Source organism: Pseudomonas nitroreducens, assembly GCF_014204515.1.
GTDB lineage: Bacteria > Pseudomonadota > Gammaproteobacteria > Pseudomonadales > Pseudomonadaceae > Pseudomonas > Pseudomonas nitritireducens_A.
The window spans coordinates 71,362-87,322 of the sequence record NZ_JACHLI010000024.1 but is presented as its reverse complement, the minus strand read 5'-3'; the positions used below and the strand labels follow the sequence as shown (position 1 = coordinate 87,322).

Sequence of the window (15,961 nt, the reverse complement as noted above, 5' to 3'; positions counted from 1 at the left end):
CCTCAGGCGCGGGAGAACAGCGACCCGAGCCGCCGGAAGAAACCCGGACGACTGATTCCATGGGGATTCGGGTGAGGCAGCGCGAGCACCCGCGAGAACTCCTCGGCGCGCTGACTCAGGCGATGCCGCTCGAACACCAGGTCATGCCCCGCACGGGCGATGGCCTGCGCCTGCTGCGGATCGGCCAGCAGCTGGCGGTATTTCTCCATCAGCTCCTCGAGGGTGTCGTAGTGCACCACGTTGTGCATGTCGACCAGCCCGAGCAGGGCATCCTCGGTGGGCTGGCGCTTGGCGACCAGCACGCAGCCACAGGCCATGGCCTCGAAGTTCTTCGCCATGTACTCGTTGAAACCGATGTCCGCGCTGAGGAAGCAGCGGATGCGGTTGAGCACCGTGAGGTACTCGTCCGGATTCTCGGTACGCAGCAGCTGCAGCGGGGTCTGCTCGGCCACCTGGTCGAGCAGCTCCTTGCGCCGGCCGTAGACCTTGCTCTTCACCCGGCCGACGAAGGCCAGGTCGATATCGCGCGGCAGCCCCAGGTCCTTGAGCTGGCGATCGTCGAAGGCCTTGGCCACGAAGTGCGCATTGACGCCCTGCTGGGCGAAATAGGCGCGCACGGATTCGCTGGTGTAGATCACCGGCGCACCCTTGAGCGAATGGAAGAAGCGCAGGAACTTGCCGTAGAACTTGCTCTCGCCCATGAACTCCTGGTACGCGTCCTCTTCGTAGTAGACCAACCCTGGCAGGGCGCGCACGCTGTCGAAGGCGTGCGCGGCGCGGCGCAGGGGGATATCGAAGAGGACCCGCTCGAAGCCGGTGGTGTCGAGCCTGGCGAGCGTACGCGGCAGGTCGCGGATTTCCTCCTTGCTCAGCTTGATCATGCGCGAACCGGGGTTCAGCGCGATCAGGCCTTCATAGAGGGTATCCAGCGAGCGCGCACGCTCCTGCCGGTTGATGATCAGGATACGCATGCAGGCGCTCCGAGGATCACTGCACGCCGTCCTTGACCACCAGGATGTCCTGCATGATCAGGTACTGCAGGTCCGAGCCGTAGAACATGTTCAGGGCGTCGGTGGGCGAGCAGACCATCGGCTCGCCGCGGCGGTTCAGCGAGGTGTTGAGCGCCACGCCGTTGCCGGTGAGCTTCTCCAGCTCCTTCATCATGTCGTAGTAGCGCGGGTTGAACTCGCGCTTGAGCACCTGGGCACGGGAGGTGCCGTCTTCGTGGACGACTTCCGGCACTCGGGTTTTCCACTCTTCGTTGACTTCGAAGGTGAAGGTCATGAAGGGCGCCGGGTGGTCGATCTTGAACATCTGCGGGCCGACGGTATCGAGCATCGACGGGCAGAACGGCCTCCAGCGCTCGCGGAACTTGATCTGCGCGTTGATGCGGTCGGCCACGCCGGCAATGCTCGGGCAACCGATGATCGAACGGCCGCCCAGGGCGCGCGGGCCGAACTCCAGGCGACCCTGGAACCAGGCCACGGGATTGCCCTCGACCAGCACCTTGGCGATGTGCTCGGGGACGTTGTCGATCTTGCGCCATTGCGGCTTGGCCTCGTGGCGGGCGCAGGCGGCGATGACGTCTTCGTTGCTGTATTCCGGACCGAGGTAGACGTGCTCCATCTTCTCGACCGGCACGCCGCGCTCCCAGGATACGTACGCGGCGGCGCCAACGGCGGTGCCGGCGTCGCTGGCCGCGGGCTGTACGTACAGCTCCTTGACCTCGGGACGGGCGATGATCTTCTGGTTGAGCTTGACGTTCAGCGCGCAGCCGCCGGCGAAGGCGATCTTGCCGGTCTCGCGGATGATGTCGCCCAGGTAGTAATCCATCATCTCCAGCGCCAGCTTCTCGAACAGCGCCTGGATGCTGGCGGCGTAGTGGATGTAGGGATCGTCGGCGATGTCGCCTTCACGCTTCGGACCGAGCCACTCGATCAGCTTGGGCGAGAAGTAGTAGCCCTTGCCCTTTTCCTTGTAGCGACGGAAACCGATGACGTTGGCGTACTCGGTGTTGATGATCAGCTCGCCGTTCTCGAACTTGGCCAGACGGGAGAAATCGTACTTGCTGGCGTCGCCGTAGGGCGCCATGCCCATGACCTTGAACTCGCCATCGAGCATGTCGAAGCCCAGGTACTCGGTCAGCGCGCCGTACAGGCCGCCCAGGGAGTCCGGATCGTAGAACTCCTTGATCTTGTGGATCTTGCCGTTCTCGCCGTAGCCGAAGAAGGTGGTGGCGTACTCGCCCTTGCCGTCGATCCCGAGGATCGCCGTCTTCTCCTTGAAGCCCGAGCAGTGGTAGGCACTGGAGGCGTGGGCCAGGTGGTGCTCGACCGGCTGGATCTTGGTCTTCTTCAGGTCGAAGCCCAGCTGCTGCAGGCACCACTGGATGCGCTTGTAGTAGCGGTGGTAGCGGCGGTTGCCGAGCAGGATGGCGTCCAGCGCGCGGTCCGGCGCGTAGGCGTAGCGCTTGGCGTAGTGCCAGCGGGCCTTGTCGAGGATGCTGATGGGGGCGAAGGGAATGGCCACCACGTCAACGTCCGACGGCTTGATCCCGGCCTGTTCCAGGCAGAACTTGGCCGACTCGTAGGGCATGCGGTTCTTCGCGTGCTTGTCGCGGACGAAGCGCTCTTCTTCGACAGCCGCGACCAGCTTGCCGTCGATGTACAGGGCGGCGGAAGGGTCATGGCTTACGGCGCCGGACAGGCCGAGGATGGTCAATGCCACAGGGTCTAGCCTCTTTCATCTGGGCGGGTGCCAGGCACCCGCGGTAAACGTTCGTCGAGCAGCTGGTGCAGTGCGCTGCCGGTCGGCCAGTTGCGCAGGAAGCGCGCCCGGTCGCGGGCATAGGCGCGGGCGAAGCTCGCATCTCGCGAGTGGCGCTGCATGGCATCCAGGTCGATCAACGACCACTGCCCGCCTTCGCCCTGCTCCTGCCAGAACAGGTTGTGCCCCTTGAGGTCGCCGTGGCTGATGCGCTCGCGCACCAGCGCCGCGAACAGTCTGTCCAGGGCCACAAGATCCGATTCCGGCGGCAGGCCGCCCCCCTCCGGTTGATCCAGGTAGGGTTTGAAACGGGCGATTATATCCTGACCGGCGAGGTAATCGGTAATCAGGAAGGCCGGGCCGCGCAGCCACAGCCAGCGCCGCTCGATCACCGCCAGCGGGCGGGGCGTGGCGATGCCGAGGAAGTCCAGGCGATTACCCTCGCGCCACGAGGCCCAGGCGCGGCTGGGGCGCCAGAAGCGCTTGAACCAGTGCAGCAGGTTCTTGATGTTGTAACGCTTGATGACCAGCGGCCGGCCATCGAGCTCGACCCGCGCGACTGTCGCTGCGCCGCCGGTCTTGTAGAGATGCCCCTTGGCGATGAAGGCGTCGGGATCGGCCAGCAGCGGCTGCAGGCCTGCTTCTTCCTCGCGGCGCACCGCACGCAGGCCGAACGGCCCCTTGAACACGCTGAACAGGCTGCAGTCGCGGGCGATCTTCTTCATCAGGTCGCCGACGCGCCAGCGGCGCACCCGGGCGATCTCCTTCTGCAAGGCTTCCAGCGGCAGCGCGTGCTCGCCGTTGGCCAGCAGGTAGTGGATCAGCAGTTCTTCCAGGAACGGATCGAGGCTGGCCGGCAGCTGGGCGAAGAACACCCCGAGGTTTTCCAGCACGCGCTTGCGCGACAGCGGCTGGCCTGGGGTTTCCGCGCGAATGCCGGCACCATCGATCAGGTACAGCTCACCGTCCTTGCGCAGCAGGTTGTCCAGGTGCAGGTCTTCCTGCCACAGGCCCTTGGCGTGCATGCGGGCGATGGCGCTCAGCGCCTCGGCGATGACCGCGCTCTGCGCGTCGGACAGCAGCGGCTCGCCTTCCACGGCTCGCCAGGCATCCCAGAGGCTCTGGGCGTTGTCGAGAAACTCGAAGAGCAGCCAACCGCCCTCGCCGTCCTTCAGGCCGTCGGCCAGCAGCGCCGGGGTGGTCAGGCCCTGTTCGGCGAGCAGGCGCACGCCGTCGAGTTCGCGCTGGAACTGCTTCGCCGCACGACTGCCCACCAGCAATTTGGCCAGCACCGCGCGGCCGCGCCAATTGGCCGCACCGACATAGCGCTGGCCGGGCAACACGCGCAGCAGGCGGTCCAGGCGCAGCTCGGCCGGGCCGGCGCCGTCTTCCAGTTCGATACGCAGGGGCAGCGCCGGCGCTCGGCCGACGTCGCGCAGGGCGGACAGCCTCATGCGCGGTTTTCCTTCTTCTTGCGCCGCGCGCCCAGCCGCCGGTACCAGTCGTCGACTTCGGGCCCCGTCGAGGAGGTGCCCAGATAGGCCGCCAGCAGGGCGCGCACGTCACCCTCGTTCCAGTCCGGTGCACGGCGCAGCAGCGGCTCCAGGTCGCGCACGCGGTCGCGCTGGCCGAACCACAGCGGACGGGTCTTCTCCAGGTCGATCAGGGTCGCCTCGAAGGCGTCGTCGGTCTCGCGCAGGAAGATGTGCTTGGGGTAGAAGCAGCCGTGCATCTGTCCGGCTTCATGCAGGCGACGAGCGAGCATGCCGCAGGCGCGCAGGATGGCCTGGCGACGCTCGGCAGGCAGGTTCGACCAGCCCTGCAGCAGGCTGTCGAGGTCACGCCAGCCGTCCAGGGCGCGGGTCATCAGGATCGCCCGGCGCTCGCCGCCGACCTGCCGCGCACCGAAGAAGGCCGCCTGCATCGACGGAATACCCAGCTGGTGGTAGCGCTGGATATTGCGGAACTCGCGGCTGAAGGTCGGCTCGCCGAAGGGGCGCCGCAGGCTGCGGGTCAGGTGGTTGCTCTGGCGCTTGAGGTAATAGGCGGTGCCGTCCAGCTCCAGGCGGTAGACGCTGCTTATGCCTCCGCGCTCGGTATTGGGCTCGTCGACGGCCACCAGTTCCAGGGCCCACAGGGCATCGAAATCGGCCAGGGCGTTGCCTTCCAGCAGGGCCTGGTCGTCCTCGGCAATGAAGTCCTTCACTCGCGTCCCTCGAAGAAATGAACGATATGGCGGACACGCTTCTTGTCCGACGCATTCAGGCGCTCGCGCCGACGGTACAGGAGGTAGAAGCGCAGGCGCTGGGTGGCGGACAACTGGCGCTTGGCGACCTTGTCGAGTGTCGCCAGGTCCTTGGTGATGCGGTAGCGCAGCATGAAGCCGATCCAGAAGTCGCCGATCGGGCAGTCGATGAAGTACACCGTGCCTTGCTGGTCGACCAGGATGTTGCGCCACTTCAGGTCGTTATGGGTGAAGTGGTGGTCATGCATGGTCCGCGTGTAGCGCGCCAGTTGCTGCATGACGTGCTCGACCCAGGCGCGATCCTGCAGGCGCGGGTCCTTCTGCTTGGCCAGGGCATGCAGGTCCTCGGTGCCGACCAGCTCGCGGGTGATGATCGCGCCGCGGGAGAATCCGCCATGCTCCCGCTCCAGGCCGTAGGCCACCACCTGCGCCGTGGGGATGCCCCACTTGGCGAACTGCTTGAGGTTCTGCCACTCGGCCTTCACCCGCGGGCGCGGCAGGAAGCGCCGAAAACCCTTGCCCGGCCTGCGGTAGCGTTTGACGTAGTAGCGCACGCCGTCGCGCTCGATGCGCACGACGTCGGACATCGCGTCCTTGGTGATGCGTTCGCCTTCGAGGGCGAACACCGCATCCAGGCTGCCGAAGTCGGCGGCCAGGTGCTGGTAGTCGGCTTCGAGTGTCCAGCCGGCCATCAGAGCAGGTCTCCGTAACGTTGCTTGCGGTCGTACAGCTTGGCCGCCTTGCGCTCCATCCACGCCAGCAGCTGCGCTTCCTCGCGGAGGATGTCACGCAGCGGGCGCTGGAAGTAACCGCGCAGGAAGCGCAATTTGTCACGGCGCGTGAGGCCGATGTCCAGCGCGGAGAAATACAGCGCCGCCAGGTCCTTGTCGCGCCAGCGGCGCGGGGTGGCGGCGCGGGTCTGGGCACGGTGCAGGTCGATCACCGACAGGCGCAGGTCATCGGCGCTGACCGGGCGATCGGTGTGCAGCAGGAAGTGGCAGATGTAGCAGTCGCGGTGATTGACGCCGGCGCGGTGCATGGTGCCGACCATCTTCGCCACCTCGGCGATCAGCGCGCGCTTGAGGCGCGGCTCGGGCGGATTCTGCAACCAGTCGAGGGAGAAGACTTCCAGGTCGGTGGTCGGCGCCAGCTCCTCGGTGATGATGAAGGAGTGCTGGCTGGCCGGATTGCCGCCGCGCTCGCCGTAGGCCACCGAGGTCATGGTCGCCACCCCGGCCTGGTGCAGGCGCTCCAGGGCACGCTGCTCCTGGCCGGCGCCGAGCACCGGAAGCTTGGCGCTGAACAGGTTCTTGACGATCTCGCCCCAGCCGATGCCGCGGTGGATCTTGACGAAGTAACCGCGCCCGTCGACTTCGGTGCGCAGTGTGCGGCGGCCTTCCAGTTCGCGGTAGACCTTGCCCTGCAGGCGTTCGACTTCGACGAAGGGGTCCTTGCCGGCCCACAGGCTTCTGAACGGCTCCAGCAACTCAAGCTTCATGGGCAAGCCCCGTGTAGGAGCGAGCTTGCTCGCGAACCCGCATGACACCACCGTTCACAGAAAAAGCGTTCGCGAGCAAGCTCGCTCCTGCCAAGGCAAAGGCGTTCATGCGCGCTCCTGGAGGATCAGGTCGGCGGCGTGCTGCGGCATGCTGTAGAGGTCGGCGCTGTCGGCGAAGGCCAGGCCGTTGCGCGACCAGTCGGCGCGCGCGGCGTCATCTTCCAGCATGTCCTTGAGCATGGCGTTCAGGCGCTCCTGCTCGAAGGGCGACGGCACCACGCGACCGGCATTGGCCTCGTCGATGTAGTGGGCGTAGCCGCAGACATCGGTGACCAGCACCGGCAGGCCCGCCACCAGCGCTTCGAGCAGCACGGTGCCGGTGTTCTCGTTGTAGGCCGGGTGGATCAGCAGGTCGGCGCCCAGCAGGAAGCGCGGGATATCGCTGCGCCCCTTGAGGATCTGCACGTTGTCCGACAACCCCAGCGCCTTCACCTGCAACAGGAACGGCTTGGGATCGTCCTGGCCGATGGCGATCAGCCGGGTGCGCTTGCGCAGCGAACGCGGCAGCGCGGCCAGCGCCTTGAGGCTACGGTCCAGGCCCTTGGTCTTGAAGCCGGAGCCGATCTGCACCAGCAGCAGGTCGTCGTCGCCCAGCTTGAACTCGCGGCGGAATTCGGCGCGGATTTCTGCGGCATTGGCCGGCGCCCGGCGGTCCTGGGCGATCCCCGGCGGCAGCAGGTGGAAGCGTGCCTCGGGGGTGCGGTAATGCTTGATGAACAGCGGCTGCTGCACCTCGGAGATCATCAGGATCTCGGTTTTCGATTCCGGCGCGAACACTGCGCGCTCGTAGTCGGCGAAGTGCTTGTAGCGGCCCCAGCGGCGGTAGAAGGAATTGCGCAGGGTCTGCGCCTTGTCCTCGAAGCAGCCGTCGGCGGCGTAGTAGACATCCAGGCCCGGCATCTTGTTGAAGCCGATCACCCGGTCCACCGGATCGCGGGCCAGGTCGGCCTGCAGCCAGGCGCTGAATTTCTCGTTGCGGCGATGGTTGAACAGCGACTTCACCGGCGCCACGCGCACGTCGAAGCCGGGCGGCACCTCGCCCTCCCAGATCGGCGTGTAGACGCGGATGGCGTGGCCGCGCTGCTGGCATTCCAGGGCGATGCGCATGAAGTCGCGCTGCAGCCCGCCGAACGGGAAGTATTTGTAGAGGACGAAAGCCAGGGTCATCGAAGCGTCTCCGGGGCCAGCAGCAGTGCCTCCAGCTGGGTCGCCACGCGCTGGGGATTCAGGCGCGTGAAGCACAGAGGCTGTTCATGCCGCAGGTCGAACTGGCGCTTGTCTTCGGCCGTCGGCTGGTAGGTGCAGGTCTTCTGCAGGCAGGGCGCGCACGCAGGCCAGTCACTGGCCAGGTGCACCTGCGAGCGCCCGTAGGCGCCGGTCAGACCGGGATTGGTCGGGCCGAACAGCGACAGCGTCGGCACATCCAGGGCGGCGGCCAGGTGTCCGAGCCCGGTGTCGACCGCCACGCAGGCGGAAGCGCCGGCCAGTACCTTGGCCATGCCTGCGAGGCTTAATTTGGGGAGCACCGAGGCGTTTTCCAAGCCTTCGGCGAGCCGTTCGGCGCGCTGCCGCTCGGCGTCATTGCCCCACGGCAGGCGGACTTGCCAGCCGCGCTCGCCCATGCGCTGGGCCAGGTCGCGCCAGTACAGCTCGGGCCAGTGCTTGGTCACCCAGGTGGTGCCGTGGAGGAACACCAGGTAGGGCTCGGCGTCCACCGCGTCCAGCAGGCGATTGCGGTCCAGGCCGTAGTCCCCGGTGCCGGCGGGCAGCGGGTAGTCCAGCGCCTGGGCGAACAACTGGCGCACGCGCTCGACGGCGTGCTGGCCCCAGGCGACCGGGTAGGTACGTTTATAGAAGCGGCTGGCGGCCGGCTCGCGGGCCGACTCCTTGTCCAGCCCGGCGATGGGCGTACGACGGCGTGCATAGCGCGTCAGCCAGGCGCTCTTGAGCAGGCCCTGGGCGTCGATCACCAGGTCGTAGTCGACCTCTTTCAGGCGACGCTTGAAGCGGCTCCATTCGCCACTTTTGAGGGTCTGCCAGAGGTTCTTGCGCCAGCGGCGGATCGCCACCGGGATCACCTGGGCCACGGCCGGATGCCAGGCAGGAATCTCGGCGAAGCCCTCCTCCACCACCCAGTCGAACTGGATGCCGGGAATGGCGCGGGCGGCGTCGGTCAACGCCGGCAGGGTATGGATGACATCGCCCAGGGACGAGGTCTTGATCAGCAGGACCCTCATTCGGCGCTTTCCACATCCACCGGGTCGGCGACCAGTCGGTCCAGCGCTTCGAGCACCGGGCGCGGTTTCAGCTCGCGCAGGCAGTTGTAGTGGCCGAAGCGGCAGACGCGGTCGAAGCAGGGGCTGCAGTCCAGGCCGAGGCGGACGATCTCCACCTGATCGGCCAGCGGCGGGGTGAATTGCGGCGACGTCGAGCCGTACACCGCCACCAGCGGGCGATTCAGCGCGGCGGCCACGTGCATCAGGCCGGAATCGTTGGTGACCACGGCGCCAGCGCAGGACATCAGGTCGATGGCCTCGGCCAGGGCGGTCCCGCCGGCGAGGTTCACCGACTCTTCGCGCAGACCGGGGATCAGGCGCATGCGGATGTCTTCGCCGCCGGGATGGTCGTTCTTCGAACCGAAGATCCACACCTGCCAGCCGGCGCGGATCTTCACCTCGGCGACCTTGGCGTAGTACTCGGCCGGCCAGCGCTTGGCCTCGCCGAACTCGGCGCCAGGGCACAGGGCGAGCACCGGGCGGTCCAGGCTCAGGCCGAACTTGGCCAGCGCCGCTTCGCGGCTGGCCGGGTCGATGGACAGGCGCGGCTGTGGATAAGGTTGCGGCAGCTCGGCGCCCGGTTCATAGGCCAGGGCCATGAAGCGCTCGATCATCAGCGGGTAGCGTTCCTTATCCAGCGCGCGGATGTCGTTGAGCAGGCCGTAGCGCATCTCGCCCTTCCAGCCGGTGCGCCGGGGGATGCCGGCGAAATACGGCACCAGCGCCGACTTGAGCGAGTTGGGCAGGAGGATCGCCTGGTCGTACTGGCCCTTGAGGGACTTGCCGATGCGCCGGCGCTGGGCGATATCCAGCACCCCGTGGCCGAGCGGGAAGCTCAGGGCCTGGCGCACTTCGGGCATGCGTTCAAGGATTGGCCGGCTCCAGTCGGGCGCCAGCACGTCGATCACGCAGTCCGGATGCTGCCGCTTCAGACACTGGAAGAGCGTCTGCGCCATCACCATGTCGCCCACCCAGGAGGGGCCTACGATCAGAATTCTCATGCCTTTTCCGAAAACAAGCGGGGAGGCTCTCGCCTCCCCGTACTCCACTCGTCCGGCCGCCAGGCGCGGGCCTCTGCGGTCGGGTGCCGAGCAGCGAATGCCGGCAGTCTAGCCCAGCTGCCATTTCAGCCGGGCGGTTTTCGTCACTCCCTGTGACCTGGCGCAATGGCATTACGCGCCCCGTTCCCGAGGCCGCCCCAGCGCTGACGGCGCGGCCCGTTCCGGCGAGCATCATCCCGCCGGATGCCTACTGTTTCGTGAGAAATCGCAGCGAATCAGGTCAGCTCGAAAGCCTTCCACATCTGCATCACCATGCGTCGCTCGGCATGGAAGCGGTCGCCACTCACCACGCCCGGCTGCTTCTGCAGGGACAAGCGGTGCGCCGCCGCCCGGTAGGCCTTGTAGGCGTCCTGCAGCTTCAGGACATCCTCGCCGGACATCAGCCCGACCCGCTCCAGCGCTTCCAGGATGCGGATATTGTCGGTGAACTCGACCAGCTCCGGGTGCTGCCACGACCACGCCAGGGCCGCGTATTGCACCATAAATTCGATATCGACGATACCACCGGCATCCTGCTTGAGATCGAACGGGGCCGCGGCCTCGAAGGCATTCGGCGCAGTACCGGCGGCCGTGGCCGGGGTGCCGAGGTTGTCGCGCATCTTCGCGCGCATCTCGCTGACTTCCTTGCGCAGCTCGACCAGGTCGCGCTGCTGGCCCAGCACCTTCGCGCGGATTGCTTCAAACGCCACCGCCACCCGCTTGCAGCCGGCCAGCACACGGGCGCGCACCAGCGCCTGGTGCTCCCAGGTCCAGGCTTCGCCCAGCTGGTAGGCCTCGAAGGCGCGCAACGAACTGACCAGCAGGCCGGACGCACCGCTGGGGCGCAGGCGCATGTCCACCTCGTAGAGCATGCCCGAGGGCGTCTGCGCGGTGAGGAAGTGGATGATCTTCTGCCCCAGGCGCGTGTAGAACTGCGCGCCATCGATGGACTTCTCGCCGTCGGTCTCGCACTGCGGGTCGCCGTCGTGGATGAACACCAGGTCCAGGTCCGAGCCGTGGCCCAGCTCCAGGCCGCCGGACTTGCCGTAGCCGATGATGATGAAATCTGGATCGCACGGCGTGCCGTCGGTACGGGTCGGCCGGCCGTGGCGCTGCACCAGCTGGTCCCAGGTCAGGCTCAGCACCTGCTCGAGGATCGCCTCGGCGAGCCAGGTCAGGTAATCGCTGACCTTCATCAAAGGCAGTGTCCCGGCGATCTCCGAGGCCACCACGCGCAGGGCGTGGGCCAGCTTGAAGTGGCGCAGGGTCTCCATCTGCTGCTCGAGGTCGTCCTCGGGAATGCGCATCAGCCGCTCGCGCAGCTCGGCGCCCAGTTCGGCGGCCTGCGGCGGGCGGAACAGCCGCCCTTCATTCAGCAGCTCGTCGAGCAGGATCGGGAAGCGGGCGATCTGCTCGGCGACCATCGGGCTGGCCGCGCAAAGCGTCAGCAGGCGCTCCAGCGCGCCGGGATTCTCGGTGAGCAGCACCAGATAGGCCGAGCGCCGCGCCACCGCCTCGATCAGCGGCAGCGTGCGCTCCAGCAGCACGTCCGCCGGGCCGCGCTCGGCGATCATGTTCAGCAGGCGCGGCATGAAGGCGTCCAGCCGCTCGCGACCCAGGCGCTGCATGGCGCGCACCTGGGTGCCGTGGCGCAGATCGGTGAGGCGCTTCCAGGCCTGGGCCGGCTGGGCGAAGCCGGCATCGGCGAACTGGCGGCAGGCGGACTCCTCGTCCACCGCCTCTTCCCACAGCGGAATCCACTCGCCGCCGATGGTGTTGTCGACCTGGCCGTCTTCGTCCTCGTCGGGGTCGGCGATGACCTGGCGGAAATGGAAGTCGATGCGCTCACGCCACTGGTTGGTAGCCTGGTGGAACGCCGACCAGTTGGCGAAGCCCATGATGAAGGCGACGCGGATCCGCTCGAACTCGTCCTCGGGCAGCATCTGCGTCTGGCGGTCGGCGATGGCCTGCAGGGCGTGTTCGGCGTAGCGCAGGAACTCGTAGCCCTCGCGCAATTCGGCGACCACCTGCGGCGGCAGGTAGCCCTGCCCTTCGAGGATCGCCAGCACCCGCAGCAGCGGTCGCTGCTGCAGGCTGAGGTCACGGCCGCCGTGGATCAGCTGGAACGCCTGGGCGATGAACTCCACCTCGCGGATGCCGCCGGCGCCCAACTTGATGTTCTCGCTCATGCCCTTGCGCCGGACTTCCTGCTGGATCAGCTGCTTCATGGTGCGCAGCGCCTCGATGGCGGAGAAGTCCAGGTAGCGCCGGTAGACGAAGGGGCGCAGCAGCTCCAGCAGGCGCTGGCCGGCCTCCTGGTCGCCGCCGACCACGCGCGCCTTGATCATCGCGTAGCGTTCCCAGTCGCGGCCCTGGTCCTGGTAGTACTGCTCCAGCGCGGCGAAGCTGTGCACCAACGGGCCACTGGAGCCGTAGGGGCGCAGGCGCATGTCGACGCGGAAGGCGAAGCCTTCGACGGTGATGGCGTCCAACGACTTGATCAGCCGCTGGCCCAGGCGGGTGAAGAACTCCTGGTTATCCAGCGCGCGCTTGGCGCCCTGGGTCTCACCGCCCTCGGGGTAACCGAAGATCAGGTCGATGTCGGAAGACAGGTTCAGCTCGCCCGCGCCCAGCTTGCCCATGCCCAGCACGATCATCTTCTGCGGCAGGCCCGAGCGGTTGCCGATGGGCACGCCGAACTGCTGGCAATGGCGCTGGTAGAGCCAGGCCAGGGACTGGTCGATGCAGGCGTCGGCAAGGTCGGAGAGGTCGCGACAGGTGCCGGCCAGGTCACTGCGGCGGCTCAGGTCGCGCCAGATGATGCGTACCTGCTGGCGCCGGCGGAAGCGCCGCAGGCGGCGGCCCAGTTCATCCTCGTCGGCGCAGTCGGCCAGCAGCGTTTCCAGTTGCGCGCCCATCTCGCCGGGCTGCAGGCCACGCTCCAGTTCGCCGGTCGCCGCCAGCGTCAATAGAAAGGCAGGATCACGCTGGACCTGCTCGGCGACGAAGTCGCTGCCGGCGGTGACGCGGGCGAAATCGGCGTGCCGCTCGTCGGGCCAGCCGTCGAAGCTTTCGATCTGCTCGGGAGAAAGGGCGGCGATGGCGGTGCGGAAATTCTGTTCGGCCCGCTCGGCGAGGGGCTTGAGAGTGGCCGGCAAAGCGGCCAGGGACGGCAGGCTCATGGTCTATCCTGAGTGGTCGGCGAGGCGCCGGCATTCCCGTCTTTCGCGCCCCTGTAGTTTTACTACTAACTTTTTCTGGCGGAGGGATGTATCCGTTGGCGATTTGTAGTAAAACTACAACCCGCCGGGCGTACCCCCGGAGCACTTCCAAGAATTCGCCGCGTCGCCCACGAGGTTGGCGCAGCTATCGGCAACGATCTACTGGCTTCCGATTCTGGAAGCCTTTCCGCCCTGGAGCAAGCCATGCAAGACCTCGATCCCATCGAAACCCAGGAATGGCTGGACGCCCTGGAATCGGTCCTGGACCGTGAAGGTGAAGACCGCGCCCATTACCTGATGACCCGCATGGGCGAACTGGCCAGTCGGACCGGTACCCAACTGCCTTACGCGATCACCACGCCGTACCGCAACAGCATCCCGGTCACCCACGAAGCCCGCATGCCCGGCGACTTGTTCATGGAGCGCCGCATCCGCTCCCTGGTGCGCTGGAACGCCCTGGCGATGGTGATGAAGGCCAACAAGCAGGACCCTGACCTGGGCGGCCACATCTCCTCCTTCGCCTCCTCGGCAACCCTCTACGACGTTGGCTTCAACTACTTCTTCCAGGCCCCGACCGACGAGCACGGCGGCGACCTGGTGTTCTTCCAGGGCCACGCCTCCCCCGGCGTCTATGCCCGCGCCTTCCTCGAAGGCCGCATCACTGAAGACCAGCTGAACAACTTCCGCCAGGAAGTGGACGGCAACGGCCTGTCTTCCTACCCGCACCCCTGGCTGATGCCGGACTTCTGGCAGTTCCCGACCGTCTCCATGGGTCTGGGCCCGATCCAGGCGATCTACCAGGCGCGCTTCATGAAGTACCTGGAAAGCCGCGGCTTCATCCCCGCCGGCAAGCAGAAGGTCTGGTGCTTCATGGGCGACGGCGAGTGCGACGAGCCCGAATCCCTGGGCGCGATCTCCCTGGCCGGCCGCGAGAAGCTGGACAACCTGATCTTCGTCATCAACTGCAACCTGCAGCGCCTCGACGGCCCGGTTCGCGGCAACGGCAAGATCATCCAGGAACTCGAAGGCGTGTTCCGTGGCGCCGAGTGGAACGTCAACAAGGTGGTCTGGGGTCGCTTCTGGGACCCGCTGTTCGCCAAGGACACCGCCGGCCTGCTGCAAGCGCGCATGGACGAGGTCATCGACGGCGAGTATCAGAACTACAAGGCCAAAGACGGCGCCTACGTGCGTGAGCACTTCTTCGGTGCCCGTCCGGAGCTGCTGGAGATGGTCAAGGACCTCTCCGACGAGGAAGTCTGGAAACTCAACCGTGGCGGCCACGACCCCTACAAGGTCTATGCGGCCTACCACCAGGCGGTCAACCACAAGGGCCAGCCGACCGTCATCCTGGCCAAGACCATCAAGGGCTATGGCACCGGTTCGGGCGAAGCGAAGAACATCGCGCACAACGTCAAGAAGGTCGACGTCGAGTCGCTGAAGTCGTTCCGCGACAAGTTCGACATCCCGATCAAGGATGCCGACCTGGAAAACCTGCCGTTCTACCGCCCCGAGGAAGGCAGCGCCGAAGCCAAGTACCTGGCTTCCCGCCGTGCCGCACTGGGTGGCGTGATGCCGGTTCGCCGCGAGAAGAGCTTCCAGGTCCCGGTTCCGCCGCTGGAAACCCTCAAGGCCATGCTCGACGGCTCGGGCGACCGCGAAATCTCCACCACCATGGCCTTCGTGCGGATCATCTCGCAGCTGGTCAAGGACAAGGAACTCGGCCCGCGCATCGTCCCGATCGTGCCGGACGAAGCCCGTACCTTCGGTATGGAAGGCATGTTCCGTCAGCTGGGTATCTACTCCTCCGTCGGCCAGCTGTACGAGCCGGTGGATAAAGACCAGGTGATGTTCTACCGCGAGGACAAGAAAGGTCAGATCCTCGAGGAAGGCATCAACGAAGCCGGCGCCATGTCCAGCTGGATTGCCGCGGGTACCTCGTACTCCACGCACAACCAGCCGATGCTGCCGTTCTACATCTTCTACTCGATGTTCGGCTTCCAGCGTATCGGCGACCTGGCCTGGGCCGCTGGCGACAGCCGCGCGCACGGCTTCCTGATCGGCGGCACCGCCGGCCGTACCACCCTGAACGGTGAAGGCCTGCAGCACGAAGACGGTCACAGCCACCTGCTGGCGGCGACCATCCCGAACTGCCGCACCTACGATCCGACCTATGCGTACGAGCTGGCGGTGATCATCCGCGAAGGCTCGCGGCAGATGATCGAAGAGCAGCAGGACATCTTCTATTACATCACCGTGATGAACGAGAACTACGTTCAGCCGGCCATGCCCAAGGGTGCCGAGGAAGGCATCATCAAAGGCATGTACCTGCTCGACGAAGACAAGAAGGCCGCCGCGCACCACGTGCAGCTGCTGGGCTCGGGCACCATCCTGCGTGAAGTGGAAGCCGCCGCGAAGATCCTGCGCGAAGACTTCGGCATCGGCGCCGACGTCTGGTCGGTCCCCAGCTTCAACGAACTGCGCCGTGACGGCCTCGCCGTGGAGCGCTGGAACCGCCTGCACCCGGGCCAGAAGCCCAAGCAGAGCTACGTCGAAGAGTGCCTGTCCGGCCGCAAGGGCCCGGTCATCGCCTCCACCGACTACATGAAGCTCTACGCCGAGCAGATCCGCCAGTGGGTGCCGAGCAAGGAGTTCAAGGTGCTGGGTACCGACGGCTTCGGCCGCAGCGACAGCCGCCGCAAGCTGCGCGACTTCTTCGAAGTCGACCGCCACTGGGTGGTGCTGGCCGCGCTGGAAGCCCTGGCTGATCGGGGCGATATCGAACCCAAGGTCGTGGCCGAGGCCATCGCCAAGTTCGGCATCAACCCCGAAAAACGTAACCCGCTGGACTGCTGAGG

11 protein-coding genes are annotated in these 15,961 nt (G+C 66.5%); 1 reads left to right on the top strand and 10 read right to left on the bottom strand.

Features of this window, described 5'->3' with window-relative positions; translation table 11 throughout:
- Positions 1–2 precede the first annotated feature (2 nt).
- From HNP46_RS24835 to glnE, 10 genes are all read right to left on the bottom strand, one after another.
- Entirely contained in the window at positions 3–971 is a 969-nt protein-coding gene (locus HNP46_RS24835) for a glycosyltransferase (protein WP_184594318.1), read from the bottom strand.
- Positions 972–987: 16 nt separating this feature from the next.
- Positions 988–2,727: a carbamoyltransferase family protein gene (locus HNP46_RS24830; protein WP_184594316.1), complete on the bottom strand. Its 1,740-nt coding sequence runs from the start codon at positions 2,725–2,727 to the stop codon at positions 988–990.
- A gap of 5 nt (positions 2,728–2,732) precedes the next feature.
- Positions 2,733–4,220, bottom strand: coding sequence for a lipopolysaccharide kinase InaA family protein (locus tag HNP46_RS24825; RefSeq protein WP_184594314.1), 1,488 nt, complete (start codon positions 4,218–4,220; stop codon positions 2,733–2,735).
- Positions 4,217–4,972 (bottom strand): lipopolysaccharide kinase InaA family protein, encoded by a 756-nt coding sequence (locus tag HNP46_RS24820; RefSeq protein WP_184594312.1) that lies wholly within the window; start codon positions 4,970–4,972, stop codon positions 4,217–4,219. The genes HNP46_RS24825 and HNP46_RS24820 overlap by 4 nt, the downstream gene beginning before the upstream one ends.
- Positions 4,969–5,703, bottom strand: coding sequence for a lipopolysaccharide kinase InaA family protein (locus HNP46_RS24815; RefSeq protein WP_184594304.1), 735 nt, complete (start codon positions 5,701–5,703; stop codon positions 4,969–4,971). The genes HNP46_RS24820 and HNP46_RS24815 overlap by 4 nt, the downstream gene beginning before the upstream one ends.
- Positions 5,703–6,509, bottom strand: coding sequence for a lipopolysaccharide core heptose(I) kinase RfaP (gene rfaP / locus HNP46_RS24810; protein ID WP_184594302.1), 807 nt, complete (start codon positions 6,507–6,509; stop codon positions 5,703–5,705). Before rfaP ends, HNP46_RS24815 begins: the two co-directional genes overlap by 1 nt.
- A 105-nt stretch (positions 6,510–6,614) precedes the next feature.
- On the bottom strand, positions 6,615–7,736 hold the full coding sequence (locus tag HNP46_RS24805; protein ID WP_184594300.1) for a glycosyltransferase family 4 protein: 1,122 nt from the start codon (positions 7,734–7,736) through the stop codon (positions 6,615–6,617).
- A complete protein-coding gene (gene waaC / locus HNP46_RS24800) occupies positions 7,733–8,806 on the bottom strand; it encodes a lipopolysaccharide heptosyltransferase I (RefSeq protein WP_184594298.1) in 1,074 nt (357 codons plus the stop codon). Before waaC ends, HNP46_RS24805 begins: the two co-directional genes overlap by 4 nt.
- Positions 8,803–9,846 carry a lipopolysaccharide heptosyltransferase II gene (gene waaF, locus HNP46_RS24795; protein WP_184594296.1) on the bottom strand — a complete coding sequence of 348 codons (1,044 nt, stop codon included), beginning with the start codon at positions 9,844–9,846 and terminating at the stop codon, positions 8,803–8,805. The genes waaC and waaF overlap by 4 nt, the downstream gene beginning before the upstream one ends.
- Before the next feature lie 275 nt (positions 9,847–10,121).
- On the bottom strand, positions 10,122–13,067 hold the full coding sequence (gene glnE / locus HNP46_RS24790; protein WP_184594294.1) for a bifunctional [glutamate--ammonia ligase]-adenylyl-L-tyrosine phosphorylase/[glutamate--ammonia-ligase] adenylyltransferase: 2,946 nt from the start codon (positions 13,065–13,067) through the stop codon (positions 10,122–10,124).
- 243 nt (positions 13,068–13,310) lie between these two features.
- Between glnE and aceE the strand changes: the two genes are divergently transcribed.
- On the top strand, positions 13,311–15,959 hold the full coding sequence (aceE, locus tag HNP46_RS24785; protein ID WP_184594292.1) for a pyruvate dehydrogenase (acetyl-transferring), homodimeric type: 2,649 nt from the start codon (positions 13,311–13,313) through the stop codon (positions 15,957–15,959).
- Positions 15,960–15,961: the final 2 nt, after the last annotated feature.

Excerpts from the sequence above, each read along its gene's own strand:
- HNP46_RS24835 (WP_184594318.1), bottom strand. The coding sequence starts at position 971 with ATGCGTATCCTGATCATCAACCGGCAGGAGCGTGCGCGCTCGCTGGAT.
- rfaP (WP_184594302.1), bottom strand. The coding sequence starts at position 6,509 with ATGAAGCTTGAGTTGCTGGAGCCGTTCAGAAGCCTGTGGGCCGGCAAG.
- waaF (WP_184594296.1), bottom strand. The coding sequence starts at position 9,846 with ATGAGAATTCTGATCGTAGGCCCCTCCTGGGTGGGCGACATGGTGATG.
- HNP46_RS24825 (WP_184594314.1), bottom strand. The coding sequence starts at position 4,220 with ATGAGGCTGTCCGCCCTGCGCGACGTCGGCCGAGCGCCGGCGCTGCCC.
- HNP46_RS24815 (WP_184594304.1), bottom strand. The coding sequence starts at position 5,703 with ATGGCCGGCTGGACACTCGAAGCCGACTACCAGCACCTGGCCGCCGAC.
- glnE (WP_184594294.1), bottom strand. The coding sequence starts at position 13,067 with ATGAGCCTGCCGTCCCTGGCCGCTTTGCCGGCCACTCTCAAGCCCCTC.
- waaC (WP_184594298.1), bottom strand. The coding sequence starts at position 8,806 with ATGAGGGTCCTGCTGATCAAGACCTCGTCCCTGGGCGATGTCATCCAT.
- aceE (WP_184594292.1), top strand. The coding sequence starts at position 13,311 with ATGCAAGACCTCGATCCCATCGAAACCCAGGAATGGCTGGACGCCCTG.
- HNP46_RS24805 (WP_184594300.1), bottom strand. The coding sequence starts at position 7,736 with ATGACCCTGGCTTTCGTCCTCTACAAATACTTCCCGTTCGGCGGGCTG.